Consider the following 23,741-nt stretch of genomic DNA (forward strand, 5'->3'; position numbering starts at 1 on the left):
CCCGCCATCCTTGCAGGATATACTCGGCGTCGGTTTCGCATATACGGGGAGGTCCGGTGACCAAGATCCTGGTGGACGTGGACGACGACGCCCTCGCCGAGGCCGCCCGGCTGCTCGGCACGAAGACGAAGAAGGACACGGTGAACACCGCCCTGCGCGAGACGGCGGACCGCCTGCGCCGGGCCAAGGCGTTCGACCGGCTCGTCGAGATGGGCAAGGCGGGCGACTTCGACGAGCTGCTGGACAAGAGCGCCCGCCGCCGATGAGGCAGGAGCAGTTCCTCGTCGACGCGAGCGCCCTGGTGCGGCTGACCCGCGACGACACCGCCATCGAGATGTGGGGGCGGCAGCTGACCGCCGGCCTGTTGGCCGTCTGCCCGGTCACGGAGCTGGAGATCCTCTACAGCGCGCGCTCGCCGGCGCACCGGGACGAGCTGCGGACCCTCCTGCGTGAGGCCTTCACGGGCGTGCTGGTGCCGGACCGGGTCTGGGAGCGGGCCGCCGACGTGCAGGCGGCCATGACGGATCGGGGCACCCATCGGTCGGCCGGTCCGGTCGACCTGCTGGTGGCCGCGTGCGCGGAGCTGCTGGACCTGACCCTGCTGCACTACGACGCCGACTTCGACGCCGTCGCCGTGGTCACCGGCCAGCGGACGCGGTGGCTCGCGGAGCCCGGGTCGATCGCCTGATCAGTGGCCCGCGCAGCAGGGGGTCGGGTCCGGCACCTCGAACGGGGCCCAGCGCCCGCCCGCCACCGGCGTCACCTGCAGGGTGAGCACCCCGTCGAGGTAGACGGGGCGGACGTGGTCGCGGGTGTCGATCTCGTCGTCGGGGTCCAGGGTGCCGCCGCCGAGCACCGCGATCTCCTCGATGGCCGACGTGGTCAGCACCGTGTGCGCCGTGACCGTGCCGACCAGGCCGGCCCAGCCGGGGAAGACCACGGCGCGGCCGGACAGGCCGTGGGCGGCGGCCGCCGCCGGGGACGCCGTCGCGCCCGGCGGCAGCGCGTCGGTGGCGGGGGAGAGGCTGATCGCCACGTGCGGCTGCGGGGTGCGCAGCAGGTGGGTGCAGGCGACCTCGGGCGCCGGGGCCAGCGCGCGGATCCAGTGGTCCGCGTCTGCCGGCTCCCGGTGCCCGAGGGTGAGGCCGGTGGGAGTCACCGGGGCAGGACCCAGATCGGGTTCGTGTAGAACCACAGGTCGCCCCACGGGTCGGCGGAGCCGATGACGTCGAGCGCCGGGCCGTGCGGGTCGACCGCCGCGCCGCGCAGGCCGGGCTGGGTGCGGTTGCCGTCGGTGCCGCGCAGGCGCAGGTAGAACGGCTGATCGAGGCGGCCGAGGGGGAGCGTGACGGACAGCCGCTTCGCGCCGGCGCTCACCTCGTACGACTTGGCGACCCGGGCGGTGGGGGCGGTAAAGGTGTCCCGGTCGGCGACCGGGCCGGTGACGGTGCCGAGGATGACGTCGACGCGCTTGAGCTGCGGGACGAAGCCGGCCCAGTTGGGCACGTCCTGCAGGTCGATGTCGACGGTCAGCTCGGTGGCGGTGCCGCGGCGCACGCGCAGGACGCCGCCGAGCGGGGTGCCCGACGACGCCCGCCGGTCGCCCTGGAGCCGGACGCGGGCGTCGAGGCCCTTGATGAGCCGGCCGTGGTCGACCCAGACGCGGCCGGCGCGCAGCCCGTCCATGACGGCCCGGTACGAGAACGACGAGGCGCCCACGTTGGTGCGGCCGTAGAAGCCGGGCCAGAAGTCGCCGGCGGTGGTGTTGGCCTTGCCCGCGTACACCGGGTCGTTGTACTTGCCGTCGGCCTCGAAGTTCGAGCCGGGCCCGCGCTGCGACAGGTCGAGGTAGTTGACGTGGCTGTCGGAGTTGACGGTGATCCACCACGCCTTGCCCTCGGCGAGCAGGCTGTCCCACAGGCCGCCGACGGTGGAGGTCATCCAGTCGAAGCCGCCCCACGTGCGGTACGACTCGGCCGGGTAGCCGGGGAACGACGCCGCGGACGGGTTGTTGTCGTAGAAGCCGCGGGCGCCGCCGCGCCCGTTCGGGGCGGGGATGCCGGCGGCCTGGTGGCCGGGCGCGCCCTCGAAGCCGACGGCGACGGTGGGGTCGGCGTCGCGCCAGTTGCGGATCTCGTGCGGGGAGTCGATGCCCCGGCGGGCGGGGTGGTTGGCGAGGAACAGGGCGCCCTCGACCTTGCGGCGGCGGACCTGCTCGCCGAGGAACTTGATGCCGGCGATCGCCATCGCCTCGTTCTGCGCCTCGGTGTTGGTGGCGGGCAGCTGCGAGCCGTCGTACGCCTGCTCGAAGCGCTTGAGGACGTCGACCTCGTGGCGGCCGGGGTGCACGAAGACGGTGGCGTGCTCGGCGGCCGGGATGTTCCACTCCAGACCCTGGAAGGTCAGCAGCTCCGGCAGCTCCTTGCGGGTGGCGAGGATGTCGGGGTTGACCTTCTCGACGCCGATCTTGGCGTGGGCGTTGCTGCCGTGGTCGGTGATGACCAGCCAGTCGAGGCCGTACGCGGCGCCGTACTTGGCCTGGTCGATGACCCGGTACTGGCCGTCGGAGCTGTACTGGGTGTGGATGTGGTGGTCGCCGGCGAGCCAGCGGAACCCGCCCTTAACGCGGCCGCCGCCGGTGGGCGGGTGGGCGTGCGCCGGGGTGCCGGTGGCGAGGACCGACGCGGCCGCGCCGGCGCCGAGCAGTCCGGCGCCGCGCAGGAAGCCGCGGCGGGAGACGTCCGACGGCGACAGTTCGCTGTCGGGAACCGAGAGGTCCAGTGCCGGGGGTACGTCCGCGGCGGCGGCGAGTGGCTCGTCGTGGTGGTGGTGTCCGTGGCCCATGGGTGGTGAATCTGGCGGTGGCGGGCGAACGCCGGGTGTCGCGCCAGAGGCGGCGGCGCGAACAACGCTCAGCCGATGAGCGGCCGGAACACCCCGGTGACCACGCTGACGGCCACGATGACGGCGGACAGCGCCGGGGCGGCCACGACGAGAGCGGTGTCGGCGGCCGTGAAGCGCTGCCGCCGGGCGACGGTGCGGGGCGTGCCGGCGTCGAAGCCGCGGGCGTCCATCGCGACGGCGAGCCGGGTGCCGCGCCGGATGGCGCCGACGAGCAGCGCGAACGCGGTCGACGCGAACAGCCGCAGCCGGGCCGCGGGGTTGCGCCCGGCGTCGAGGCCGCGGGCGCGCCGGGCCATGGCCAGCAGCTGCCACTCCTGGCCGAGCAGCGGCACGAGCCGGAACGCGGCCAGCGCCCCGAGCGCGAACCGGGCGGGCACCCGGGCATTCTGCACCAGCGCGTCGGCCAGGTCGGTGGGGTCGGTGGTGGCGAAGACCATGACGCCGGGCAGGGCGATCGCGACGATCCGCAGCGCCATGCCGAGGGCGAGCCACAGCACGCCGGTGGTGACGTCGAACGGCCCGAGCGCGACGACGAGCGCGCCGGTGCGTTCGGCGGCGAACAGCACCAGCGTGACGACGATGCCGGCGGCGGCCACGAGCAGCGGCCAGGCCCGCCGGGCCAGCTCGGCGGGGCGCAGCCCGAACAGGGGCAGCGCGGCCAGCTCGACGGCGAGCGCGACGGCGGGGGTGAGCGGGTCGAGGGTGGCGATGAGCGGCGCGGTGAACAGCACGGCGGCGGCCAGCTTGGCGACGGGGTTGCGGCGGCCGAGCGGCGCGGTGCTCGCCTGGAACGTCGGCAGCAGGGCGGTCATCGGGCCAGCCGGTGTTCGCGGTCGGCGAGGGCGGCGACGAAGTCGGCGTCGTGGGTGACGGCGACGACGCCGTGGCCGTCGTCGCGCAGCCCGGCGAGCAGGTCGACGAGCTCGATCCAGGTGCGCCGGTCCTGGCCGAAGGTGGGCTCGTCGAGCACGAGCAGCCGCGGCGCGGTGGCCAGGGCCGTCGCCACGCTGAGGCGCCGGGCCTCGCCGCCCGACAGGGTGTACGGGTTGGCGCCGGCCAGCCGGGTCAGCCGCAGCCGGTCGAGCAGCCCGGCGACGACCCGGTCGACCTCGGCGGCGGGGCGGCCCAGCCGGCGCGGGCCGAGGGCCAGCTCGTCGGCGACCCGGTGGGTGACGAACTGGTGCTCGGGGTCCTGGAACACCGAGCCGATCCGGGTGGTCAGCGCGGCGGCCCGCCACCGGTGCGGCGCGCCGGCGGGCGCCGCCTCGACGGCGCCGGACGTGGGTCGCATCAGGCCGCCGAGCAGCAGCGCCAGGGTGGACTTGCCGGCGCCGTTGGGGCCGGTCACGGCGAGCACCTCGCCCGCGTGCGCGGTGAGGTCGGCCGGGCGCAGCCGCCCGGCGACGGCGGCCCCGGCGGCGCGTACCAGCACCTCGCCGGGACCGGCGGCGGCCCGGCGCGGCGCGACCGGGTGGCCGGGGATCCACACCCCGGCCTCGGCGAGGGCGGCGCCGTGCGCGGCGAAGACCGCGCCCGGCGGCCCGTCGGCGGCGACCCCGCCGCCGGGTTCCAGCACGACGACCCGGTCGACCAGCGGCAGCGCGTCGGCGACCCGGTGCTCGACCAGCAGCAGCGTGGTGTCGGCGTCGAGGGCCCGGGCGACGGCGCCGCGGACCAGCGCGGCGCCCGCCGGGTCGAGGTTGGCGGTGGGCTCGTCGAGCAGCAGCAGGCCGGGCCGCAGCGCCAGCACCCCGGCGAGCGCCAGCCGCTGCTGCTCGCCGCCGGACAGGGCGGCGGTGAGCCGGTCCCGGCCGTGGCCGAAACCGACCCGGGCCAGCGCCTCGTCGACCCGGGGCCAGATCTCGGCCGCCGGGACGCCGCGGTTCTCCAGCCCGAACGCCACGTCGTCGCCGCAGCGCGACATGACCAGCTGCGTCTCCGGGTCCTGGAACAGCACGCCGACCCGCTCGCGGGCCTTGCGCGGATCCAGCCCGTCGATCTCGACGGTGCCCTCCGCCTCGCCGGAGTCCTCGGCCAGCAGGCCGGCGAGCGCGGCCAGCAGCGTGGACTTGCCGGCGCCCGAGGGCCCGAGCAGCAGCACCCGCTCGCCGTGGGCGATCCGCAGGTCGACCCCGCGTACCGCCCACGCCCTGCGCCCCGCGTGCCGCCACCCGAACCCGCGGAGGGTCACCTCCGCCACTAGACGGCGGCCCGCTCGCGGCCCGACGGGAAGCGGTCGAGCACGCCGGTCTGGGCCAGCGCGCGGGTCAGGTACACGCTGCCGAGGCCGGCCACGACCAGCGCGCTGAGCGCCGTGATCGCGATGTACGGCAGCCGCATGGTGGCCCACGACGTGCCGCCGTACCAGACGAACGCGTCGTACACGGCCGCCGCGACCCCGGCCAGGGCGCCGGCGAGCAGCGCCACCGGCAGGTTCCAGGCGCGGTACGCGAACGCGGCGAAGGCCAGCTCGGCGGCCAGCGCCTCGATCGGGCCCTGCAGCACCAGCGTCCAGCCCCAGCTGGTGCCGAGGGCGACGGAGACCAGCGCGGCCAGCGTGAGGGTGTAGAACGCGGCGCCCGGCTTGCGGACGACCAGGCCGCCGAGGACGGCGGGCACCAGCCAGACGCCGTACAGCACGGCACGGAACGGCAGCGGGATGGCGTCGGCGGGGCCGTTCCACAGCAGGCCCCAGGCCCAGAAGATGACGCCGAAGGCGACGGCGATGACGGAGGCCACGACGATGTCGATCGTGCGCCAGCGGTTGTTCATGGTGACTCCCAGCTCGGACCGGGAGAGGACGCACGCCGTCCCCGGGAACGGTCCCGGACACGACGCGGCATGAGAACTGACCGAACTCCCTGCGCTGGCATTACCCAGATCAGGTTCGAGGGTCTGCGGCCGCGGCCGCACTCTCAGCGCTGTGCGCTCCCCTGTCGGATGTGTAGTTGTTTCGCAGACGCTAACACCGCCTGGCCTCGACGGACACCGCCCGGCCCGGTGGTGTGGGCACCGGCACGTGCTCGGCTAGCCTGGTCGCGTGACCGACCTCGACCGCGCCTTCCAGCAGGACGAGGCGGACTGGGCCTCGCCGGCGCCGCCCGCGCCGTCGTCGCACCGCCGCCGCCCGCGCCGGGCCCCGGTCGGGTCCGTCGAGGTGCTGGCGGTGCTGCTGGTGCTGCTGGTGGTCTTCCGCAACCCGCTGGCCGACCTCATCTCCGGCGCCCGGCTCACCACCTGGGTCACCGTGTTCGTCTCCGTGATGGTGCAGGCCGTGCCGTTCCTGGTGTTCGGGGTGGTGCTGTCGGCGGTGATCGCGGTGTTCGTGCCGCGCTCGTTCTGGGCGAGGGCGCTGCCGCGGCACCCGGCCCTGGCGGTGCCGGTGGCGGGCGTGTCGGGGGTCATCCTGCCCGGCTGCGAGTGCGGGTCGGTGCCGATCGCCGGGTCGCTGATCCGCCGCGGCGTCACGCCCGCCGCCGCGCTGACGTTCCTGCTGGCCGCGCCCGCGATCAACCCGATCGTGCTGGCCGCGACGGCGGTTGCGTTCCCGGACAACCCGGAGATGGTGTGGGCGCGGGCGCTGGCCAGCCTCGCCGTCGCGGTGCTGATGGGCTGGCTGTGGCTGCGCCTCGGCCGTGCCGACTGGATCAAGCTGCCGTACCGGCCCGACCTCGACGACCTGTCCCGCGGGCGGGCGTTCTGGGCGGCCTGCCGGCACGACATCGTGCACGCGGGCGGCTTCCTGGTGCTCGGCGCGATGGCCGCCGCCACCATCAACGTGGTGGTGCCGGAGGCGTGGCTGCAGACCCTCGCCGACAACGCCGTCCTGTCGATCATCGCGCTGGCCGTCCTGGCCGTGCTGCTGTCCATCTGCAGCGAGGCCGACGCGTTCGTCGCCGCGTCGCTGTCGCAGTTCTCGCTGACGTCCCGGCTGGTGTTCCTGGTGGTGGGCCCGATGGTCGACCTGAAGCTCATCTCGATGCAGACCGGCGTGTTCGGGCGCCGGTTCGCGTCCCGGTTCGCCCCGGCCACGTTCGTCGCGGCGGTCCTCATCGGCACCGGGGTGGGGGTGGCATTCCTGTGAGCAGGCAGGCGCAGGCGGTCGTGATGCTGCTGCTCGGCGGGGCGGTGCTGCGGGCGTCGTTCACCGACATGTACCTGCGCTACGTCAAGGAGGGGCTGCGGCCGTTCCTCATCGCCGCCGGGGTGCTGCTGGTCGCCGCCGCGGTCATGACGCTGTGGTACGACCTGCGCCACCGCGGCCACGACGGCGCGCACGGCCACGACCACGGGCACGACACCCCCAATGACGACGACGGCCACGGCCACCACGAGCCGCGCGTCGGCTGGCTGCTCATCCTGCCGGTGCTCGGCCTGCTGCTGGTGGCGCCGCCCGCGCTGGGGGCGTTCTCCGCCGACCAGTCCGGCTCGATCCTGGCCAGCACCCAGCAGGACTCGGACTTCCGCCCGTTGCCCGAGGGCGACCCGGCGAAGATCACGGTCCTGGAGTACGCCTCGCGCGCCGTCTTCGACGAGGGCAAGTCGCTCGGCGACCGGCGCGTGCAGCTCACCGGGTTCATCGCCACGGGGCCCGACGGCAAGCCGATGCTGGCCCGCATCATCCTGTCGTGCTGCGCCGCGGACGGCCGCCCGATCAAGGTGGGGCTCAGCGGCGACGTCCCGGCGGTCGCGACCGACACGTGGGTCGAGGTGGTGGGCACGTACAGCCCGCAGACCGCCAAGGACCCGGTCAACGACGCCACCCTGCCCTACCTGGAGGTCGGATCGTGGAAGCAGGTCCCGGCACCGAAGCAGCAGTACGAGTGAAGGTCACCGCGCGGGGCCTCACGTTCGACGTCGTCGCGGGCGGCCCGGCGGGCGGGGCGCCCGTCCTGCTGCTGCACGGCTTCCCGCAGGACAGCCGCGAGTGGGACGCGGTCGTCCCGCGGCTGCACGCCGCCGGCCTGCGCACGTACGGGCTGGACCAGCGCGGCTATTCGCCCGGCGCCCGCCCGGCCGCCGTCGCCGACTACACGGTCGCGGAGGCCGCCGTGGACGCCCTGGCGGTGCTGGACGAGCTGGGCGTCGCCACGGCGCACGTGGTCGGCCACGACTGGGGCGCCCAGGTGGCCTGGGTCCTCGCGGCCCGGCACCCCGAGCGGGTCCGCACCCTGACCGCGCTGTCCGTCCCGCACCCGGCCGCCCTCGCGGCGGGGATGCGCGGCTGGTCGCAGCGGCTGAAGCTGGCGTACGTGCCGCTGTTCCGGTCCCGGCTGGGCGAGCGGGTCCTGGGCCGGGCGGTGCTGCGGGCGATGCTGCGCCCCACCGGCCGCGGCGAGCTGTACGCCGACGCGATGGCGGGCGACCCGGGCCGCCTCACCGCCACGCTGAACTGGTACCGGGCGAACGGCCTCGACGCCGCCCTGCTGCCGCCGGTGCGGGTGCCCACCACGTACGTGTGGGGGACCGGCGACGTGGTGAGCCGGGCCTCGGTGGCGGCGACCACCCGCTGCGTGCGGGCGGACTACCGGCTGGTCGTGCTGCCCGGCGTCGGCCACTGGCAGCCGGAGGAGGCGCCGGACGCCGTGGCCGAGGCGATCGTGGCCCGGGCCGTCGACGACGTTTGATCTTCCGCCCGGAGGGGCAAGCTGCGGCCACGATCCGAGCGCCGGGGAGGGTGCACACCGTGGTGAAGAAGGAGACCGAGAAGCAGCGCTGGGACCGCAACTTCGCGGACCTGTTGCAGGAGCTGCGGGTCGCGCAGACCGGTGTGCAGATCCTGTTCGCGTTCCTGCTGACGCTTCCCTTCAGCGCGCAGTTCCCGAACGCCAGCGCGTTTCAGCGCGACATCTACGTCCTGGCCCTGGTCGCCGCGGCGTTCGCCACCGCGATGATCATCTCGCCCGTCGCGTTCCACCGGGCGCTGTTCCGCCAGGGCCGGAAGCCCGAGCTGGTGCGCTTCGCGCACAAGATGGCCACGGGCGGCCTGGCGTTCATGCTGATCAGCATGGTCAGCTCGGTGCTGCTGATCACCGACTTCCTGCTGCCGACCACCGTCGCGATCATCCTCACCGCCGTCACCGGCCTGTGGTTCCTCACGTTCTGGGCCTTCCTGCCGTGGGCCCGGCGCAACTGGACCGACGGCGAGGACGACGACGAGGAGGACCGCGACGAGGCCGCGGAGAACAAGGAGTACGCGCGTCAGGTCAGCGTCCCCGCGCAGGCTACCGATCGGTAACCAGCGGTAGTAACGTGGTCACATGACCACGATGCTGCCCAAGGAGGCCGGCGCCGTCGGCGAGCGCGAGTCCCGCCAGGTCGCCGAGGCGGCCCGCGAGCAGGACTGGGGCAAGCCCAGCTTCGGCAAGGAAATGTTCCTCGGCCGGCTGCGCCTCGACCTGGTCGAGGCGTGGACCGACACCCCACCCCACCCGTGGCTCGCCGAGCTGCGCGCCTTCCTGGTCTCCCACGTGGACGGCCGGCAGATCGAGCGGGACGCCCGCATCCCCGACGAGGTGCTCCAGGGCCTCGCCGCGCTGGGCGCGTTCGGCATGAAGATCGACCGGAAGTACGGCGGCCTCGGCCTGTCCAACCTGGACTACTGCCGCGCCCTCGGCCTGGTCGGCTCCGTCAGCCCGGCCCTCGGCGCGCTGCTCAGCGCCCATCAGTCGATCGGCGTCCCGCAGCCGCTGAAGTCGTTCGGCAGCGAGGCGCAGAAGGCCGCGTTCCTGCCCCGGCTCGCCGCGGGCGAGATCAGCGCCTTCCTGCTCACCGAGCCCGACGTCGGCAGCGACCCGGCCCGCCTCGGCACCACCGCCGAGCCGGTCGAGGGCGGCTACCGGCTCAACGGCGTCAAGCTGTGGGCCACCAACGGCACCATCGCGACGCTGCTCGTGGTCATGGCGCGGGTGCCCGCCGCCGAGGGCCGCCGGGGCGGCATCACCGCCTTCGTGGTCGAGGGCGACTCGCCCGGCATCACCGTCGAGCGGCGCAACAGCTTCATCGGCCTGCGCGGCCTGGAGAACAGCGTCACCCGGTTCACCGACGTGTTCGTCCCCGCCGACAACGTCATCGGCGGCGAGGGGCGCGGCCTCAAGATCGCCCTCACCACGCTCAACACCGGCCGGCTGTCGCTGCCCGCGCTGTGCGTCTCGGCCGGCAAGTGGTCGCTGCGCGTCGCCCGCGAGTGGGCCGCCGAGCGCGAGCAGTGGGGCCGGCCCGTCGGCGGCCACGAGGCCGTCGCCAAGAAGCTGTCGTTCATCGCCGCCACCACGTACGCGATGGAGACCATGCTCGACCTGTGCTGCCGGCTCGCCGACGACGAGCGCAACGACATCCGCATCGAGGCCGCCCTCGTCAAGCTGCACGCCAGCGAGATGGCCTGGCAGATCGCCGACGAGCTGGTCCAGATCCGCGGCGGCCGCGGCTACGAGACCGCCGACAGCCTCGAGGCCCGCGGCGAGCGGCCGATCGGCGTCGAGCAGGTGCTGCGCGACCTGCGCATCAACCGCATCTTCGAGGGCTCGACCGAGATCATGCACCTGCTCATCGCCCGCGAGGCCGTGGACGCCCACCTGTCCGTCGCCGGCGACATCATCGACCCGGACGCCACCCTCGCCGCCAAGGCCCGCGCCGGCGCGGCCGCCTCCGCGTTCTACGCCCGCTGGCTGCCCACCCTCACCGTCGGCCAGGGCCAGAACCCGGTCGCGTTCGGCGACTACGGCCCGCTGGCCGCGCACCTGCGCTACGTCGAGCGCGCGTCGCGCAAGCTGGCCCGCTCGACGTTCTACGCCATGTCCCGGTGGCAGGCGAAGATGGAGCGCAAGCAGGCCTTCCTCGGCCGGGTCGTCGACATCGGCGCCGAGCTGTTCGCCATGAGCGCCGTCTGCGTCCGCGCCCACACCGAGCACCGCCCCGAGGGCGTCGAGCTGGCCGACCTGTACTGCCGGCAGGCCGTGCGGCGGTGCGAGGAGCTGTTCCGCGCCCTGTGGGAGAACACCGACCGGGTCGACGGCGCGGCCGCCAAGCGGATCCTCGCCGGCCGCTACGCCTTCCTGGAGGAGGGCATCGTGCCGCCGCCGACGGAGGGCGCCTGGGTCGCCGCGTGGCAGCCGGGCCCCTCGACGGCCGAGGACGTCCGGCGCCGGGTGCCCCCGCCGCCGGGCTGACGGCTCACGGGGCGGGGAACGTCGCCCAGACGTGCTTGACCTCGGCGGCCGCGTACCAGGCGACGTCGAGCGACAGCTCGCGGGCGAACAGCAGGCCCAGGCCGCCCTGGCCGGGCGCCCGCCCCTCGGCGAAGTCCGGCGGGTTGCCCGGGTCGTGGTCGGTGACGTCGAGGATGAAGCGGTCGCCGTCGCGCAGCAGCCGCACCACGGTCGGCGGCAGGCCGTGCCGCAGGGCGTTGGTGGCCAGTTCGGTGGCGACGACGGCGACCTTCTCCGGCACCTCGTCCAGCTGGGCCTCCTGCCCGGCCCCGCCGGTGATGGACCGGTGCAGGGCCGCCCGGAGGGTGGTCAATTGCGCCGAACTGTCCAGCGTCCACTCGTCCAGCACGGTGCAGCCGTCGGGCAGCGGAGCGGAGCGCATGGTGTCCATGCCGGACTCCCTTGCCCGATCATCGCCGCCGTGAACCGTCGCCGCCGGTCACCGTCGGGTGGCGCGCAGCCCGAGGTCGCGCAGCTCCAGGTCGGCCAGGGCCGTGACGGTGGCCGGGTCGCCGCGGCGCCACGACTCGGCCACGTCCGGGCCGAGCCGGGCCAGCTGGTCGAGCGGCCGGGTGGCGAGGGCGCGCAGCGCCAGCAGGTCGGTGCCGGCGGGCCGGGTGGCGACGGCCGACGCGACGGCGGCGCGGCGCATCCAGCGCAGGCGCCGCGGCAGCCAGCCGAACAGCACCAGGCCGATCGGGAACGCCACCAGGCCCACCGCCACCGCGATCGCCAGGTCGGCCACGAACTCCTGCTGGTCGCGGCCGGCGCCCGCCAGTGAGCGGGCGGCGTCGGCGGCGCGGGTGAACGGCGCGGTCAGCTCGTCGCCGACCAGCGGCACCCGGCCGACCTTGCCGCCGGCGTCGGCGAGCCCGTCGGCGATGCCCGTGCCCGCGCCCTCCAGCTTCTGCCCCGGCACGGCCAGCTTCTCCACCAGGTCGTGCAGGTACAGGGCGACGCGGACCCACGCGTACACCCACAGGATCATGAACAGGTCGGTGGCGACTTGGCGCAGGACGGTGGGCAGCCGATCGGCATAGATCCTCACCGCGCCAGCGTGCCAGGTGGGCTACCGCTTCGCCGCGCAGGACGGGCAGGTGCCGAAGATCTCCATGGTGTGCGACACGTCGGCGTAGCCGTGCCGGGCGGCGACCTTCTCCGCCCACGACTCGACGGCCGGGCCCTCCACCTCGACGGTGTTGCCGCACGAGCGGCACACGAGATGGTGGTGGTGGCCCTGGCTGCACCGGCGGTAGAGGTGCTCGCCGCCGGGCGGGCGCATGACGTCGATCTCGCCCGCGTCGGCGAGGCCCTGCAGCGTCCGGTAGACGGTGGTCAGGCCGACGCGCTCGCCGCGGTCGCGCAGCATGGCGTGCAGCTCCTGGGCGCTGTGGAAGCCCTCGGTGCTGGCCAGCAGGGCGCTGACCGCGGTGCGCTGCCGCGTGGTGCGGACGGCGGTGTCGGACTCGGACGTCATGGGCGGGCCTCCCGGGCGTGGCTGACCGCGTCGGCGACGATGTGCGCCACGTGCTCGTCGACCAGCGTGTACGCGATCTCCCGGCCCCGCCGCGCGCCGCGCACGACGCCCGCCCCGCGCAGGACGCGCAGGTGCTGGGAGACGAGCGGCTGCGGGGCGCCGAGCTTTTCGACGAGCTCGTGCACGCAGCGCTCGCCGGCGCCGAGCTCCGCGACGATGGCGACGCGGATCGGCGCGGACAGGGCGCGCAGCAGCTCGCCGGCCGCCTCGTACGCCTCGTAGCCGGTCGTCGTCACGGGTGCCACCGTACCGCCGCGGATCAGCGCTGCAGCACCACCTCGGGCGGTTCGGGCTGGGGGCTGTCGGCGCGCGGGCGGCGCCGGGTGGCCCGGCGCAGCGCCGCCGCGACGGTGATGCCGAGGAAGACGGCGATGGCCACCATGACGATGGTGGCGCCCGGTGCGGTGTCGGCCTCGGCGGCCACGACGACGCCCGCGCCGGCGGCGAGCACGCCGATGGCCATGGCCGCGTGCATGGTGCTGCGGAAGCCGCGGGTGACCTGCTGGGCGGCCGCCACGGGCACCACCATGAGCGCGCTGACCAGCAGCAGGCCGACGGTGCGCATGGCGATGGTGACGGTGACGGCGGTGGTGACGGCGAGCAGGACGTTGAGCGCGCGCACCGGCAGGCCGGAGACCCGCGCGTACTCCTCGTCGTGGCAGATCGCGAACAGCGCCGGCCGCAGCGCCAGCATCGCCGCGACGACGACCGCGCCCAGCACGGCGATGACCGCCAGGTCGTCCGACGAGGTGGTGCTCAGCGAGCCGAACAGGAACTGCAGCAGGTTGGTGCCGGTGCCGCCGGACAGGTTGACCAGCAGCACGCCGCCGGCGATGCCGCCGTAGAACAGCAGGGCCAGCGCCAGGTCGCCGGAGGTGCGGCCGCGCTCGCGGACCAGCTCGACGCCGACCGCGCCGAGCGCGGCGACGACGACGGCGGTCAGCACCGGCGACTGGTCGAACAGCAGCCCGACGCCGACGCCGGTGAGCGCCACGTGGCCGATGCCGTCGCCGATCAGGGCCAGCCGGCGCTGCACCAGGTACGTGCCGAGCGTGGGCGCGGCGAGGCCGATGACGACGGCGCCGGCGAGGGCGCGCAGGAAGATGTCGCTGGCGAACAGGTCGGTCACGACTGCCACATCCCCAGCGGCGTGCCCAGCGGCTCGGCGGCGTGCGGGTGGACGTGGTCGTGGCCCGGGTCGGCGTGGAAGCCGGCCGGTTCGGGGCAGGCGCCGTCGTGGGCGATGCCGCCGTGGTGCACGACGATGGCGCGGGTGATGACCGGGCGCAGCGGGCCCAGCTCGTGCGCGACCAGCAGGACGGTGCCGCCGCCGGCGACGAAGCCGCGCAGCGCGTCGGCGAAGGCGTCCTGGCTGGCGGCGTCGACCCCGGCGGTGGGCTCGTCGAGGACGAGCAGGTCGGGCTGCCCGGCCAGCGCGCGGGCGATCAGGGCGCGCTGCTGCTGGCCGCCGGACAGGGTGGTGACCGGGTCGCCGGCCCGGTCGGCGAGCCCGACGGCGGCGATCGCGGCGGCGACGGCGGCGCGGTCGGCGGCGCGCGGCGGCCGGAACGGGCCGCGGCGGGCGAGCCGGCCGGCGGCGACCACCTCGGCGACCGTGGCGGGCACGCCGCTGCCGGCGCCGAGGCGCTGCGGCACGTAGCCGATGCGCTGCCACTGCCGGAACCGGCGCAGCGGCTCGCCGAACAGCTCGACGCTGCCCGCGGCGAGCGGCACCAGGCCGAGGACGGCACGCACCAGGGTGGACTTGCCGGAGCCGTTGGCGCCGAGGATGGCGACGACCTCGCCCGCGTCCACGGGGAGGTCGACGCCCTGCAGCACCGCCCGGCCCTCGTACGCGACGTGGGCCGAGCGGACTCGTACGACGGGAACTGTCACGAACATCCCAACGCGGACTTCAGGGTGGACAGGTTGGTGCGCATCACCGAAAGGTAGTCGCCCGCCGCACCGGGCTGCAGACCCTCCAGCGGGTCGAGCACGGCCGTCCGGGCGCCGACCTTGTCGGCGATGGTCTTCGCGACGTCGGGGCTGACGAGCGTCTCGAAGAAGATCGTGGTGGCGCCGTGCTCGCGCGCCTCCCCGGCGACCGTGGTGAGGCGCTGGATCGACGGCTCGGACTCCGGCGACAGGCCCGTGATGGCGACCTGCTCCAGCTGGTAGCGGGCGGCGAGGTAGCCGAACGCGGCGTGGCTGGTGACGATCTCGCGCCGCTCGCAGGTCTTCAGCCCGGCGGTGAACTCGCCGTCGAGCGTGGTCAGGTCGGCGCGCAGCGCGCGGGCGCGGCCGGCGAAGTCCTGGCTGCCGTCGACCTCGGCGAGCCGCTTGGCCAGGGCGTCGCCGACGTCGGCGAGCCGGGCCGGGTCGAGCCAGAGGTGCGGGTCGGGGCCGGCCTCCTCCTCGGCGTGCGCCTCCTCGCCCGCGGCCTCGCCCTCGTGCTCGTGGCCGCCGGCGGCCGCGTCGAGCAGCGGGGCGACGGCGGCGGCGTCGAACGCGTGGTCGGCCGCCTGGCCCTCGACGGCCTCGTCGACCGCGGGCTGGAAGCCGCGCAGGTAGACCACCAGGTCGGCGTCGGCGACCTGGGAGACCTGGTTGAGCGTCAGTTCGAGGTCGTGCGGCTCGGCGCCGGGCTTGGCCAGGCCGGTGACCGTGACGGCGTCACCGCCGATGCGCTTTGCGAGGTACTCCAGGGGGTAGAACGCGGCCACGACGGCGAGCTTGTCGTCGGCCCGGGCGGGCTCGCTGCCGCCGCAGGCGGTGGTGGTCAGGGCGAGACCGGCCGCGGCCAGGAGGGCGGTGCAACGCTTCAGCATGCCGCCCACTCTCCGCCGAGTTGAGAATGATTGTCAAAAGCGCATGAGTGCATCAGCCGACGATCTTGGCCACCGCGACCGCCGCCAGCAGCGCCAGGATCGCCACCCGCAGCACCCGGGTGCGCGCCGGCTGCACCCGCCAGGTGAGCGACGACACGTAGGCCAGGCCGCCGACCAGCAGCAACAGCACCGCCGCGCCCACGATGCCCGGCAGGAACAGGCCCGCCAGCACCAGCACCAGGGCCGCGACGAACGCCGCCAGCGGCTTCACCCGCGCCAGCCGCTCCGGCAACGGTGCACTCACAGCGTCAACTCCCGTCGTCCGTAGGCTGAGCCCATGCTGGTGCTCAACCGCTTCGCCATTCAACCGGATGCGGCCGACAGTTTCGTCGAGCGCGCCCACGCCGCCCTCACCGCCCTGGCCGCGCGGCCCGGCTACCGGTCCGGGCGGCTCACCCGCGCGCTCGACGAGCCGACCGCCTGGACCCTCGTCACCGAGTGGGAGTCCGTCGGCACCTACCGCCGGGCGCTCGGCGCCTTCGACGTCAAGGTGCACGCCACCCCGCTGCTCGCCCAGTGCCTCGACGAGCCGTCCGCGTTCGAGACCCTCGCCGAGGCCGCGCCCGGCGGTGCGGTCGTCGTGACCGCCAGCGACCGCGCCCCGGCCCCGTGGGAGCAGGGGCACATCGCGGCGGCGGACCCGCACTAGGCTGGAACCATGAGCGATCACGCCGCGCCCACGCGCGAGGTGCCGGCCGGCCCCGGCGTGGTCCCGCCGTTCCCCGCGCCGCCCACCGAGGGCCGCAGCGTGCGGCTCTGGGCCGGGCTCGGCATCGGCGCGCTCGTCGCCCTGCTGTGCTGCGGCGGCGGCACCGTCGCCGCCGTCGGCCTCGTCGCCAGCTCCCAGGCCGCCATCCAGGAACGCCTCGACGCCAACGTCGGCGACTACTTCGACGCCGTCCGCGACGAGCGCTGGGGCGAGGCGTACGGGCTGCTCTGCGACGAGGCGCAGGACGCCGAGTCGCCCGCCGAGTTCGCCGCCCGCGTCGCCGAGGACGCACCCATCCGCTCGTACGAGGTGGGCTCCATCCCGCTCACCGCCGAGGAGCTGATGGTGCCCGTCGAGGTGGTGCGCGCCGACGGCACCACCGCCACCCTCGACGTCCGCCTCGACCAGGACCCCTCGACGGGCGACTTCTTGGTCTGCGGCGTCGAGGGGTAATGTCCTGGCTTCGGCACCGCGGGTAACCGGGGCGCCGGACGGGCCGTTGAGAGCTCGACCCATCCGCACACACTCACGCCGACCGCCAGCCGGCGTAGGAGGACACCACCATGCCAGTCGACCGCATCGATTCCGTCGTCAGCCTCGCCAAGCGCCGGGGCTTCGTCTTCCCCTCCAGCGAGATCTACGGAGGGACGCGGTCGGCCTGGGACTACGGCCCCCTCGGCGTCGAGCTGAAGGAGAACGTCCGCCGCCAGTGGTGGCGCACCATGGTGCAGCAGCGCGACGACATCGTCGGCCTCGACTCCGCCGTCATCCTCGCCCGCGACGTGTGGGCCGCCTCCGGCCACCTCGACGCGTTCGTCGACCCGCTGACCGAGTGCCAGTCGTGCCACAAGCGGTTCCGCGCCGACCACCTGGAAGAGGCGTGGGAGGCCAAGCACGGCCAGGCGCCCGCCTCGCTGCAGGAGCTCAACTGCCCCAACTGTGGCAACAAGGGCACCTTCACCGAGCCGAAGATGTTCAACGGCCTCATGAAGACCTACCTCGGCCCCACCGAGAGCGCCGAGGGCCTGCACTACCTGCGCCCCGAGACCGCCCAGGGCATCTTCGTCAACTACAACAACGTCGCCACCTCGGCGCGCAAGAAGCCGCCGTTCGGCATCGCCCAGGTCGGCAAGAGCTTCCGCAACGAGATCACCCCCGGCAACTTCATCTTCCGCACCCGCGAGTTCGAGCAGATGGAGATGGAGTTCTTCGTCGAGCCCGGCAGCGACGAGCAGTGGCACGAGTACTGGCTCGAGCAGCGCTGGAACTGGTACACCGACCTCGGCCTCACCGAGAGCAACCTGCGCTTCTACGAGCACCCCAAGGAGAAGCTCTCCCACTACTCGAAGCGCACCGTCGACATCGAGTACCGGTTCCAGTTCGGCGGCACCGAGTTCGCCGAGCTGGAGGGCATCGCCAACCGCACCGACTTCGACCTGAGCACCCACTCCAAGCACTCCGGCACCGAGCTGTCGTTCTTCGACCCGGAGAAGAAGGAGCGCTGGACGCCGTACGTCATCGAGCCCGCCGCCGGCCTCACCCGCGCCGTGCTCGCGTTCCTGCTCGAGGCGTACGACGAGGACGAGGCCCCGAACACCAAGGGCGGCATGGACAAGCGCACCGTCATGCGCTTCGACCCGCGCCTCGCCCCGGTCAAGGTCGCCGTGCTGCCGCTGTCGCGCAACCCGGAGCTGTCGCCGAAGGCCAAGGAGCTCGCCACCAACCTGCGCAAGCGCTGGAACGTCGAGTTCGACGACTCGCAGGCCATCGGCAAGCGCTACCGGCGCCAGGACGAGATCGGCACCCCGTTCTGCGTCACCGTCGACTTCGACACCCCGAACGACAACGCGGTCACGGTCCGCAACCGCGACACCATGCAGCAGGAGCGGGTGGGGCTCGACCGGATCGAGACCTATCTGATCGAGCGTCTGCCCGGTTGCTGAATTGGTGGGCCGAGCGGAGCTCGGCCGGCATTTCGCCCCGGGGAGCCGATGAGCAGAGCACCGACAAGCACCACGGCTTCGCCTCGTGCTTCTCGGCACTCTGCTCATCGGCGGGCGAAATGCGACTCTGGTCGCGGCCCCTACATGCCAGGACGGAGGGCGTGTCATTCTCGTTGACGTGAACGCGACGACGACCGAGGCTGCCGTGCGGCCGTTGCACGTGGGGCCGTACGAGGTGTGGCCGCCGGTCGTGCTCGCGCCGATGGCCGGCATCACCAACGCCGCGTTCCGGCAGCTGTGCCGGGAGCAGGGCGGCGGCCTGTACGTGTGCGAGATGATCACCACGGTGGCGCTGGTCGAGCGCAACCCCAAGACGCTCAAGATGATCGCGTTCGGGCCCGACGAGCGGCCGCGCAGCCTGCAGCTGTACGGCGTCGACCCGGACGTCACCGCCAAGGCGGTGCGCATCGTCGTCGAGAAGGACCTCGCCGACCACATCGACCTGAACTTCGGCTGCCCGGTGCCCAAGGTGACCCGGCGCGGCGGCGGGTCGGCGCTGCCGTGGCGGCGACGGCTGTTCGCGAAGATCGTCCGGCAGGCGGTGGCGGCGGCGGGCGACGTGCCGGTGACGGTGAAGATGCGCAAGGGCATCGACGACGACCACCTCACCTACCGCGAGGCGGGTCTCATCGCCCAGGAGTCCGGCGTGGCGGCGGTGGCGCTGCACGGGCGCACCGCGGCGCAGCGGTACTCGGGCACCGCCGACTGGGACGCCATCGCCGACCTCAAGCAGCACCTCGACGTGCCGGTGCTCGGCAACGGCGACATCTGGGAGGGCGCGGACGCGCTGCGGATGCTGGCCCACACGGGCGCCGACGGCGTCGTGGTGGGCCGCGGCTGCCTGGGCCGGCCGTGGCTGTTCCGCGACCTGGAGGCGGCGCTGACCGGCCGCGGCACCGAGCCGACCCTGCCCGCGCTGGGCGAGGTGGCCGCGATGATGCGCCGGCACGCGGAGCTGCTGTGCGGCGTGTTCCCCACCGAACGCGACGCCTGCACCGACTTCCGCAAGCACGTCGCCTGGTACCTGAAGGGCTTCCCGGTGGGCGGCGACGTGCGCCGCGCCCTGGCGATGGTGTCGTCGCTGGCCGAGCTGGACGACCAGCTGGCCGTCCTGGACGGCGCGCTGCCGTTCCCGCAGGACGCGCTGGGCCAGCCCCGCGGCCGCACCAACTCGCCCGGCAAGGTCGCCCTGCCGTACGGCTGGCTCGACACCCGCGACGACGAGTCGGTGCCGGAGGGCGCCGAACTCGCCGACTCCGGCGGCTGACCCGCGCGCGGCCGGGCCCCCGCGCAGGGGACCCGGCCGCGCGCTGCCGCCGGTCAGACCTCCAGGTCGCCCTCGATGCGCTTGAGCTGGTGGCGGGCCATGGCGAGGTTCGCGCGGTCCTTGCGCAGCGCCAGGTACAGGAACAGGCCCTTGCCCGAGCGCGCCGTCAGCGGCCGGATGATGTGGTACTGGGTGTCCAGCGTGATGAGGATGTCCTCGATCACCTCGTTGAGGTTCAGCATCTCCATCGTGCGCAGCTTCGCGCGGACCACGTCGGTGTTGCCGGCCGCGGCGACCGTCAGGTCGAGCTCCTTGCCGCCGCCGGCGGTGCCCAGGGCCATGCCGCTGGTGTGGTCGACCACGGCGACGCCGACGGCGCCGTCGATCTGCATCATTTCCTTGATGGCGGTGTCCATGTCGGCCATGTGATTGTCTCCGTCTCGCGAGGGTGTGTGGGATCAGCCGGCGTGGCGCCGGCGCATGGTGCGCGGGATCGTCGCCATCGGGGTCCGCCGGGCCAGAACCGGCGGATCCGTCGGGGACGGTTGGTGCGGCGTCGCCGGTGGTTCCGGCGGGTCGAGCGCGGCGGGCAGCGTGTCGGCCAGCCGGGTCAGGGTTCTGCGTGCCTCCAGGTGCACCCGGGCGAGGTTGGCGCGGCGGTCGCAGACGACCGTCATGAGCGCGCCGTCACCCGCGGCGTACGTGGTGATGTACCCGCCGGCGCAGGTGACGACGGTCTCCTGCAGGGCGCCGTGGTCGACGGCGTCGGCGAAGCGGCGGGCCAGGCCCAGGTGCGCCGCCGACATCGCGGCCAGCATCTCGGGCTCCAGGCCGTGCGCGTCGTGGGCGACCACGAGGCCGTCGGTGGTGGCGAGGACGGTGCCGGACAGCTCGGGCAGGCGTTGCCGGAGCCGGGTCAGCTCCGAGAGCACCGAGGGGTGGTCTGTCACGGTCAGGAACTCCTCGTCGTCGGGCCGGAGGGGGTCGGCGGGGCGCGGGTCACGTCATGCCTCGCAGCGCGGTGCGCAACCGGTGCAGCAGGGCCTCGTCCGGGGGAACGGCCGGCTCGGCGTCCCCGCGGGGCTTGGCGGGTTTTCGGCGCGGCAGCCGGAACCCGCGCGACGCCGACGCCTCGCCGGCGTGCGGCAGCTCCACCGTCTTCTCGGGCGGGTCCGACGGCGGGCGGGGCGCCACGATCGGCACCGACCGGGGCACCTCCTTCGGCACGGCGCCGCCCGCGATCAGCGCCTCCACGGCCACCTGCGGCTCCGGCGGCGGGACGGGCGCGGTGCGGATGGCGGCGCCGGTGCCGGGCACCCGCACCAGCCCGTCGGCGAACAGGCCGCGGACGGCCTGCAGGCAGGCGTACCCGGCGCGGCCCAGCCGGCGGGCCAGGTCGGTGGGGGTCGCCCGGCCGTCCGCGTGCACGATCAGCTCCCACTGCAGCGCGGTCAGCCGGATCCGGTCGCGGCGCAGCCGCGGCGTCGGCGTGACCGGCCCGGTGTCCAGGCGCGGCTCGTCGGCGATCTCGGCGAGCAGCCGGGCCCGCCGGTCGACCTCCGTCAGCACCGTGCCGGTGTCGACGGCGGCGACCGGGCCGAGCCAGTGCCGCCGGTCGGACTCGAAGCGCACCTGCACCGGCTCGTCGCCGAGCACGAAGTAGGCGGCGTCGTGCACCACGCTCAGCACGCACAGCTGCAGCTCGCCCTCGGTCAGGTGGCCCTGCCCGACGAGCAGCTCGCCCACCCGGGCGTCGTTGCCGCCCTCCTCGACCGCGGCCTGCCACACGCTGTCGGGCAGCCGGCCGCTGAGCGTCAGCAGGTCACCCACGCCGGGCACCTTCACCGACGACGCGTGCTCGACCCGCCCGCCGACGAGGTGCAGCAGGCCGGGCGACGCGCCGCCGATGTGCAGCGCGCCGGTCGCCTCGGTGCCCGCCAGGTCCTCGAGGACCTGGCGCGGCTTCGCGGGGGCGCCCAGCTTCACGGTGCTCCTTCAACGGGGGGTCAGTGGGTGAGCAGGTCGACGCCGAGGTCCTGCAGGCCCCGGCGGGCGACGGCGAGGTTGCCGCGCTCCCGGTCGAGCCACAGGTACAGCACGAGCCGGCCGTCGAAGTCCGTCGGCAGGCGGCGGATCAGGTGGTAGCCGCCTGCCGTGGTGATGATCAGGTCCTCGAGGCCGTCCTCCGGCAGGGCGGAGGTGAACGGCCCGCGGGCGGTCACCGCCGTCACGACCTCGGCGGCTCCGGCCGCGGCGGCCTCGTGGTCCTCCGGCGCCGCCCCGGCGGTGCCGAGCGCCACGCCGGTGGTGCAGTCCACGACGCTCGCCCCGATCGCACCGGGGATCGCCATCGCTTGATCGAGGCACGCCTCAACACCGGGCACATCCACTCCTCGGCCCGGCCTCACCGCGTCCACTTCGGCCTCGGGACGCGGTGACCGGGCGGCAGTTCGTCAGGACGCCGACCAAGGGTGACCCGCCCCGCAGCATTGCGAGGACGAATCACATCGTCACTGGTTGCCATCATTCGGTGACCTTCGGCCGGGGTGTCGCACGTGCTGTCCGTCGTGTCGGGCACTGTGACGGACCTGGCATGCCGTATGGGGGCCGGCGTCACGTGATGGACTTCAGCGCCATCCGGATGCGCCGCAGCGTCGCGTAGTCCAGGCCCGCGTTCTGGCCCGCGTTGCCGCGCACCGCCCCCGCCTGCCGCTTCGGCAGGGCGGCCCGCCCGTTGCGGCCCGGCGGCTGCTGCGCCGGCGCCGGTGCGGTCCCGCTGCCCACCATCGGCAGCTCGCCGGTCGGCTCGTCGGCGACGCCGGCGACCACGTACACGGCGGTGACCGGTCCCGTCGGCGAGGTGATCTCCTCCGCCTCGGAGATCGCGGCGTCCACCCCGTCGCCCGGCACCACCGGCACGGCCGGGCCGTCCGGGCCCGCCGACGCCACGGCCACCGGGCGGGCGGCGGCCCGCGGCACCGACGGCACGAGCGGCGCCGTCCCGCCGGACAGGTCGTCGGCCAGCAGCGCCCGGCGCCGGTCCAGCTCGGCGTCCAGCTCGGCCGCCCCCACCGCGGTGATGTCGCCCAGCCAGTGCCGCAGCCCCGGGTGGAAGCGGGCGGGCGCCGCCTCGTCGGCCAGCATCAGGTACGCGGCGTCGTACACGGTGGCCAGCACCCGGGCGGCCAGCTCGCCGTGCGCCAGGTGCCCGGCCCCGACGAGGGCGTCGGTCACGTCCCCGCCGTGCCGGGCGTCGCGGTACGCCTGCTGCCAGGTGCGCTCGGTCAGCCGGCCGGACGCGGTCAGGCGCTCGCCCACACCGGGCATGACCGGCGTGTCGGCGTACCGGATCGTCCCGTCGACGAGCCAGATGGTGCCGCCCGTCGCGCCGCCCACGCGCAGCGCGCCGGTGGCGCGCTCGGCGGTGAGGCGGGTCAGGGCGGGGCGCAGCGGTTCGGGATTCGGCGGGCCAGCGGTCACGGCTACTCCTCGGAAGGTCGATCGGGCGGTTCGATCGGGGGCCGGGGGGACGGCCCGGGGGGAGGGGTGTCGCGGATGGACGGTGTGGCCGAAGGGACGCCCGCGCGTCGACCGCTCGTCGACGCCCGATAACCGTCCCGTCACTTTTCGCCATCCTGCGTCGGTCTGCGCAGGGCTGTCGCACCGCGGGTGCGTCGCCGCACAGGCCGGCCCGGCGATGACCCCCCGGCGTGTACGCGGCGGGCCCCGCGACGCCCGCGCATCCGCCCGCCGAACGGGTGGCGGCGCGGGCGTGAACGCGTAGGGTGATCGTCACCCGCGACGGCATCCGCCCCGCCGTCGTACCCCTCGGGAGGTTTCCGCATGGCTGTCACGTGGGAGCAGGTCGTCGTGGACGCGCACGACCCCGCGCGCCTCGCCCGCTGGTGGGCCGAGGCGCTCGGCTGGAAGGTCGTCGCGGAGGCGCCCGACGAGATCGAGATCCGCCGCTCCGACGACGAGGTGCCCGGCCTGGTCTTCGTGCCGGGGCAGGACGACAAGACGACGAAGAACCGCCTCCACATCGACCTGCGCCCCGACGACCAGGAGGCCGAGGTCGAACGCCTGGTCGACATGGGCGCCCGCCACACCGACGTCGGCCAGCACGACGTCAGCTGGGTGGTGCTCGCCGACCCGGAGGGCAACGAGTTCTGCGTGCTGGCCGACCGGAAGCGCGCCTGATCGTCGGGGGGCCGCCGTAGGGTCAC

Annotated in this window: 30 protein-coding genes and 1 riboswitch; of the genes, 12 read left to right on the plus strand and 18 right to left on the minus strand. The window is 74.5% G+C overall.

Features of this window, described 5'->3' with window-relative positions; translation table 11 throughout:
- The first annotated feature begins 56 nt into the window (after positions 1 to 56).
- Together Sya03_RS27020 and Sya03_RS27025 are read left to right on the plus strand one after the other, a co-directional pair.
- A complete protein-coding gene (locus Sya03_RS27020; protein ID WP_203941245.1) occupies positions 57 to 266 on the plus strand; it encodes a type II toxin-antitoxin system VapB family antitoxin in 210 nt (69 codons plus the stop codon).
- Positions 263 to 688, plus strand: coding sequence for a PIN domain nuclease (locus Sya03_RS27025; protein ID WP_203941246.1), 426 nt, complete (start codon positions 263 to 265; stop codon positions 686 to 688). The genes Sya03_RS27020 and Sya03_RS27025 overlap by 4 nt, the downstream gene beginning before the upstream one ends.
- On the opposite strand, the gene Sya03_RS27030 is transcribed toward Sya03_RS27025, so the two are convergent.
- The 5 genes from Sya03_RS27030 to Sya03_RS27050 form a co-directional block, all read right to left on the minus strand.
- Complete coding sequence (locus Sya03_RS27030) at positions 689 to 1,159, minus strand: hypothetical protein (RefSeq protein ID WP_239107886.1); 471 nt, start codon at positions 1,157 to 1,159, stop codon at positions 689 to 691.
- Positions 1,156 to 2,844: a histidinol-phosphatase gene (locus Sya03_RS27035; protein ID WP_203941248.1), complete on the minus strand. Its 1,689-nt coding sequence runs from the start codon at positions 2,842 to 2,844 to the stop codon at positions 1,156 to 1,158. Before Sya03_RS27035 ends, Sya03_RS27030 begins: the two co-directional genes overlap by 4 nt.
- Before the next feature lie 68 nt (positions 2,845 to 2,912).
- Positions 2,913 to 3,716, minus strand: a complete 804-nt coding sequence (locus Sya03_RS27040) for an energy-coupling factor transporter transmembrane component T family protein (protein ID WP_203941249.1) — start codon at positions 3,714 to 3,716, stop codon at positions 2,913 to 2,915.
- Entirely contained in the window at positions 3,713 to 5,104 is a 1,392-nt protein-coding gene (locus Sya03_RS27045; protein WP_203941250.1) for an ABC transporter ATP-binding protein, read from the minus strand. The genes Sya03_RS27040 and Sya03_RS27045 overlap by 4 nt, the downstream gene beginning before the upstream one ends.
- A complete protein-coding gene (locus tag Sya03_RS27050; protein ID WP_370872149.1) occupies positions 5,104 to 5,688 on the minus strand; it encodes an ECF transporter S component in 585 nt (194 codons plus the stop codon). Before Sya03_RS27050 ends, Sya03_RS27045 begins: the two co-directional genes overlap by 1 nt.
- A 56-nt stretch (positions 5,689 to 5,744) precedes the next feature.
- Positions 5,745 to 5,849, minus strand: a riboswitch (TPP riboswitch).
- A 95-nt stretch (positions 5,850 to 5,944) separates the two neighbouring features.
- Between Sya03_RS27050 and Sya03_RS27055 the strand changes: the two genes are divergently transcribed.
- The 5 genes from Sya03_RS27055 to Sya03_RS27075 all read left to right on the plus strand — a co-directional run bounded on the left by Sya03_RS27055 (position 5,945) and on the right by Sya03_RS27075 (position 11,072).
- Positions 5,945 to 6,988: a permease gene (locus Sya03_RS27055; protein WP_203941252.1), complete on the plus strand. Its 1,044-nt coding sequence runs from the start codon at positions 5,945 to 5,947 to the stop codon at positions 6,986 to 6,988.
- Complete coding sequence (locus tag Sya03_RS27060) at positions 6,985 to 7,731, plus strand: TIGR03943 family putative permease subunit (RefSeq protein ID WP_203941253.1); 747 nt, start codon at positions 6,985 to 6,987, stop codon at positions 7,729 to 7,731. The genes Sya03_RS27055 and Sya03_RS27060 overlap by 4 nt, the downstream gene beginning before the upstream one ends.
- Entirely contained in the window at positions 7,728 to 8,531 is an 804-nt protein-coding gene (locus tag Sya03_RS27065; protein WP_203941254.1) for an alpha/beta fold hydrolase, read from the plus strand. The genes Sya03_RS27060 and Sya03_RS27065 overlap by 4 nt, the downstream gene beginning before the upstream one ends.
- 62 nt (positions 8,532 to 8,593) lie before the next feature.
- Entirely contained in the window at positions 8,594 to 9,142 is a 549-nt protein-coding gene (locus Sya03_RS27070) for a DUF6328 family protein (RefSeq protein ID WP_203941351.1), read from the plus strand.
- A gap of 22 nt (positions 9,143 to 9,164) precedes the next feature.
- Positions 9,165 to 11,072 (plus strand): acyl-CoA dehydrogenase family protein, encoded by a 1,908-nt coding sequence (locus Sya03_RS27075; RefSeq protein WP_203941255.1) that lies wholly within the window; start codon positions 9,165 to 9,167, stop codon positions 11,070 to 11,072.
- Positions 11,073 to 11,076: 4 nt separating this feature from the next.
- Here the strand turns inward: Sya03_RS27075 and Sya03_RS27080 are convergent, their stop codons facing one another.
- From Sya03_RS27080 to Sya03_RS27115, 8 genes are read right to left on the minus strand one after another with little or no spacing between them, the layout of a single operon-like run.
- Entirely contained in the window at positions 11,077 to 11,502 is a 426-nt protein-coding gene (locus Sya03_RS27080; protein ID WP_203941256.1) for an ATP-binding protein, read from the minus strand.
- A 48-nt stretch (positions 11,503 to 11,550) separates the two neighbouring features.
- On the minus strand, positions 11,551 to 12,159 hold the full coding sequence (locus Sya03_RS27085; protein ID WP_203941257.1) for a hypothetical protein: 609 nt from the start codon (positions 12,157 to 12,159) through the stop codon (positions 11,551 to 11,553).
- A gap of 21 nt (positions 12,160 to 12,180) precedes the next feature.
- On the minus strand, positions 12,181 to 12,588 hold the full coding sequence (locus Sya03_RS27090; RefSeq protein ID WP_203941258.1) for a Fur family transcriptional regulator: 408 nt from the start codon (positions 12,586 to 12,588) through the stop codon (positions 12,181 to 12,183).
- Positions 12,585 to 12,884 carry an ArsR/SmtB family transcription factor gene (locus Sya03_RS27095; protein WP_203941259.1) on the minus strand — a complete coding sequence of 100 codons (300 nt, stop codon included), beginning with the start codon at positions 12,882 to 12,884 and terminating at the stop codon, positions 12,585 to 12,587. The genes Sya03_RS27090 and Sya03_RS27095 overlap by 4 nt, the downstream gene beginning before the upstream one ends.
- A gap of 23 nt (positions 12,885 to 12,907) precedes the next feature.
- Positions 12,908 to 13,768, minus strand: a complete 861-nt coding sequence (locus tag Sya03_RS27100) for a metal ABC transporter permease (protein ID WP_203941352.1) — start codon at positions 13,766 to 13,768, stop codon at positions 12,908 to 12,910.
- Between the two features lie 5 nt (positions 13,769 to 13,773).
- Positions 13,774 to 14,544 carry a metal ABC transporter ATP-binding protein gene (locus Sya03_RS27105; protein ID WP_203941260.1) on the minus strand — a complete coding sequence of 257 codons (771 nt, stop codon included), beginning with the start codon at positions 14,542 to 14,544 and terminating at the stop codon, positions 13,774 to 13,776.
- The gene (locus Sya03_RS27110) at positions 14,541 to 15,476 is read right to left on the minus strand and encodes a metal ABC transporter substrate-binding protein (RefSeq protein WP_203941261.1); all 936 of its coding nucleotides are present in this window, start codon (positions 15,474 to 15,476) and stop codon (positions 14,541 to 14,543) included. The genes Sya03_RS27105 and Sya03_RS27110 overlap by 4 nt, the downstream gene beginning before the upstream one ends.
- A 52-nt stretch (positions 15,477 to 15,528) precedes the next feature.
- Positions 15,529 to 15,879 carry a DUF6703 family protein gene (locus Sya03_RS27115; RefSeq protein ID WP_306891003.1) on the minus strand — a complete coding sequence of 117 codons (351 nt, stop codon included), beginning with the start codon at positions 15,877 to 15,879 and terminating at the stop codon, positions 15,529 to 15,531.
- Here Sya03_RS27115 and Sya03_RS27120 point away from each other — a divergent pair.
- From Sya03_RS27120 to dusB, 4 genes are all read left to right on the plus strand, one after another.
- A complete protein-coding gene (locus Sya03_RS27120; protein ID WP_203941263.1) occupies positions 15,814 to 16,185 on the plus strand; it encodes an antibiotic biosynthesis monooxygenase family protein in 372 nt (123 codons plus the stop codon). The two genes, Sya03_RS27115 and Sya03_RS27120, sit on opposite strands and share 66 nt — an antisense overlap.
- A 9-nt stretch (positions 16,186 to 16,194) precedes the next feature.
- Positions 16,195 to 16,698, plus strand: coding sequence for a hypothetical protein (locus Sya03_RS27125; RefSeq protein ID WP_203941264.1), 504 nt, complete (start codon positions 16,195 to 16,197; stop codon positions 16,696 to 16,698).
- 110 nt (positions 16,699 to 16,808) lie between these two features.
- A complete protein-coding gene (locus Sya03_RS27130) occupies positions 16,809 to 18,188 on the plus strand; it encodes a glycine--tRNA ligase (protein ID WP_203941265.1) in 1,380 nt (459 codons plus the stop codon).
- Positions 18,189 to 18,366: 178 nt separating this feature from the next.
- Positions 18,367 to 19,515 (plus strand): tRNA dihydrouridine synthase DusB, encoded by a 1,149-nt coding sequence (gene dusB, locus Sya03_RS27135; RefSeq protein WP_203941266.1) that lies wholly within the window; start codon positions 18,367 to 18,369, stop codon positions 19,513 to 19,515.
- A gap of 53 nt (positions 19,516 to 19,568) precedes the next feature.
- On the opposite strand, the gene Sya03_RS27140 is transcribed toward dusB, so the two are convergent.
- The 5 genes from Sya03_RS27140 to Sya03_RS27160 form a co-directional block, all read right to left on the minus strand.
- Entirely contained in the window at positions 19,569 to 19,940 is a 372-nt protein-coding gene (locus tag Sya03_RS27140; protein ID WP_203941267.1) for a hypothetical protein, read from the minus strand.
- Positions 19,941 to 19,973: 33 nt separating this feature from the next.
- Positions 19,974 to 20,465: a roadblock/LC7 domain-containing protein gene (locus tag Sya03_RS27145; protein WP_203941268.1), complete on the minus strand. Its 492-nt coding sequence runs from the start codon at positions 20,463 to 20,465 to the stop codon at positions 19,974 to 19,976.
- A gap of 49 nt (positions 20,466 to 20,514) precedes the next feature.
- The gene (locus Sya03_RS27150; RefSeq protein WP_203941269.1) at positions 20,515 to 21,501 is read right to left on the minus strand and encodes a DUF4388 domain-containing protein; all 987 of its coding nucleotides are present in this window, start codon (positions 21,499 to 21,501) and stop codon (positions 20,515 to 20,517) included.
- A 20-nt stretch (positions 21,502 to 21,521) separates the two neighbouring features.
- On the minus strand, positions 21,522 to 21,866 hold the full coding sequence (locus tag Sya03_RS27155) for a hypothetical protein (RefSeq protein ID WP_239107887.1): 345 nt from the start codon (positions 21,864 to 21,866) through the stop codon (positions 21,522 to 21,524).
- A 262-nt stretch (positions 21,867 to 22,128) separates the two neighbouring features.
- Positions 22,129 to 22,995 (minus strand): hypothetical protein, encoded by an 867-nt coding sequence (locus tag Sya03_RS27160; protein WP_203941271.1) that lies wholly within the window; start codon positions 22,993 to 22,995, stop codon positions 22,129 to 22,131.
- A gap of 363 nt (positions 22,996 to 23,358) precedes the next feature.
- On the opposite strand from Sya03_RS27160, the gene Sya03_RS27165 reads away from it, so the two are divergent.
- On the plus strand, positions 23,359 to 23,715 hold the full coding sequence (locus Sya03_RS27165; protein ID WP_203941272.1) for a VOC family protein: 357 nt from the start codon (positions 23,359 to 23,361) through the stop codon (positions 23,713 to 23,715).
- Positions 23,716 to 23,741 lie beyond the last annotated feature (26 nt).

It is taken from the genome of Spirilliplanes yamanashiensis (genome assembly GCF_016863475.1).
GTDB classification, from domain to species: Bacteria; Actinomycetota; Actinomycetes; order Mycobacteriales; family Micromonosporaceae; genus Spirilliplanes; species Spirilliplanes yamanashiensis.

Coding starts and splice junctions, on each gene's coding strand:
- Sya03_RS27165 (WP_203941272.1), top strand. CDS start 23,359: ATGGCTGTCACGTGGGAGCAGGTCGTCGTGGACGCGCACGACCCCGCG.
- Sya03_RS27140 (WP_203941267.1), bottom strand. CDS start 19,940: ATGGCCGACATGGACACCGCCATCAAGGAAATGATGCAGATCGACGGC.
- Sya03_RS27035 (WP_203941248.1), bottom strand. CDS start 2,844: ATGGGCCACGGACACCACCACCACGACGAGCCACTCGCCGCCGCCGCG.
- Sya03_RS27125 (WP_203941264.1), top strand. CDS start 16,195: ATGAGCGATCACGCCGCGCCCACGCGCGAGGTGCCGGCCGGCCCCGGC.
- Sya03_RS27090 (WP_203941258.1), bottom strand. CDS start 12,588: ATGACGTCCGAGTCCGACACCGCCGTCCGCACCACGCGGCAGCGCACC.
- Sya03_RS27080 (WP_203941256.1), bottom strand. CDS start 11,502: ATGGACACCATGCGCTCCGCTCCGCTGCCCGACGGCTGCACCGTGCTG.
- Sya03_RS27075 (WP_203941255.1), top strand. CDS start 9,165: ATGACCACGATGCTGCCCAAGGAGGCCGGCGCCGTCGGCGAGCGCGAG.
- Sya03_RS27110 (WP_203941261.1), bottom strand. CDS start 15,476: ATGCTGAAGCGTTGCACCGCCCTCCTGGCCGCGGCCGGTCTCGCCCTG.
- Sya03_RS27120 (WP_203941263.1), top strand. CDS start 15,814: ATGCTGGTGCTCAACCGCTTCGCCATTCAACCGGATGCGGCCGACAGT.
- Sya03_RS27025 (WP_203941246.1), top strand. CDS start 263: ATGAGGCAGGAGCAGTTCCTCGTCGACGCGAGCGCCCTGGTGCGGCTG.
- Sya03_RS27040 (WP_203941249.1), bottom strand. CDS start 3,716: ATGACCGCCCTGCTGCCGACGTTCCAGGCGAGCACCGCGCCGCTCGGC.
- Sya03_RS27155 (WP_239107887.1), bottom strand. CDS start 21,866: ATGGCGATCCCCGGTGCGATCGGGGCGAGCGTCGTGGACTGCACCACC.
- Sya03_RS27130 (WP_203941265.1), top strand. CDS start 16,809: ATGCCAGTCGACCGCATCGATTCCGTCGTCAGCCTCGCCAAGCGCCGG.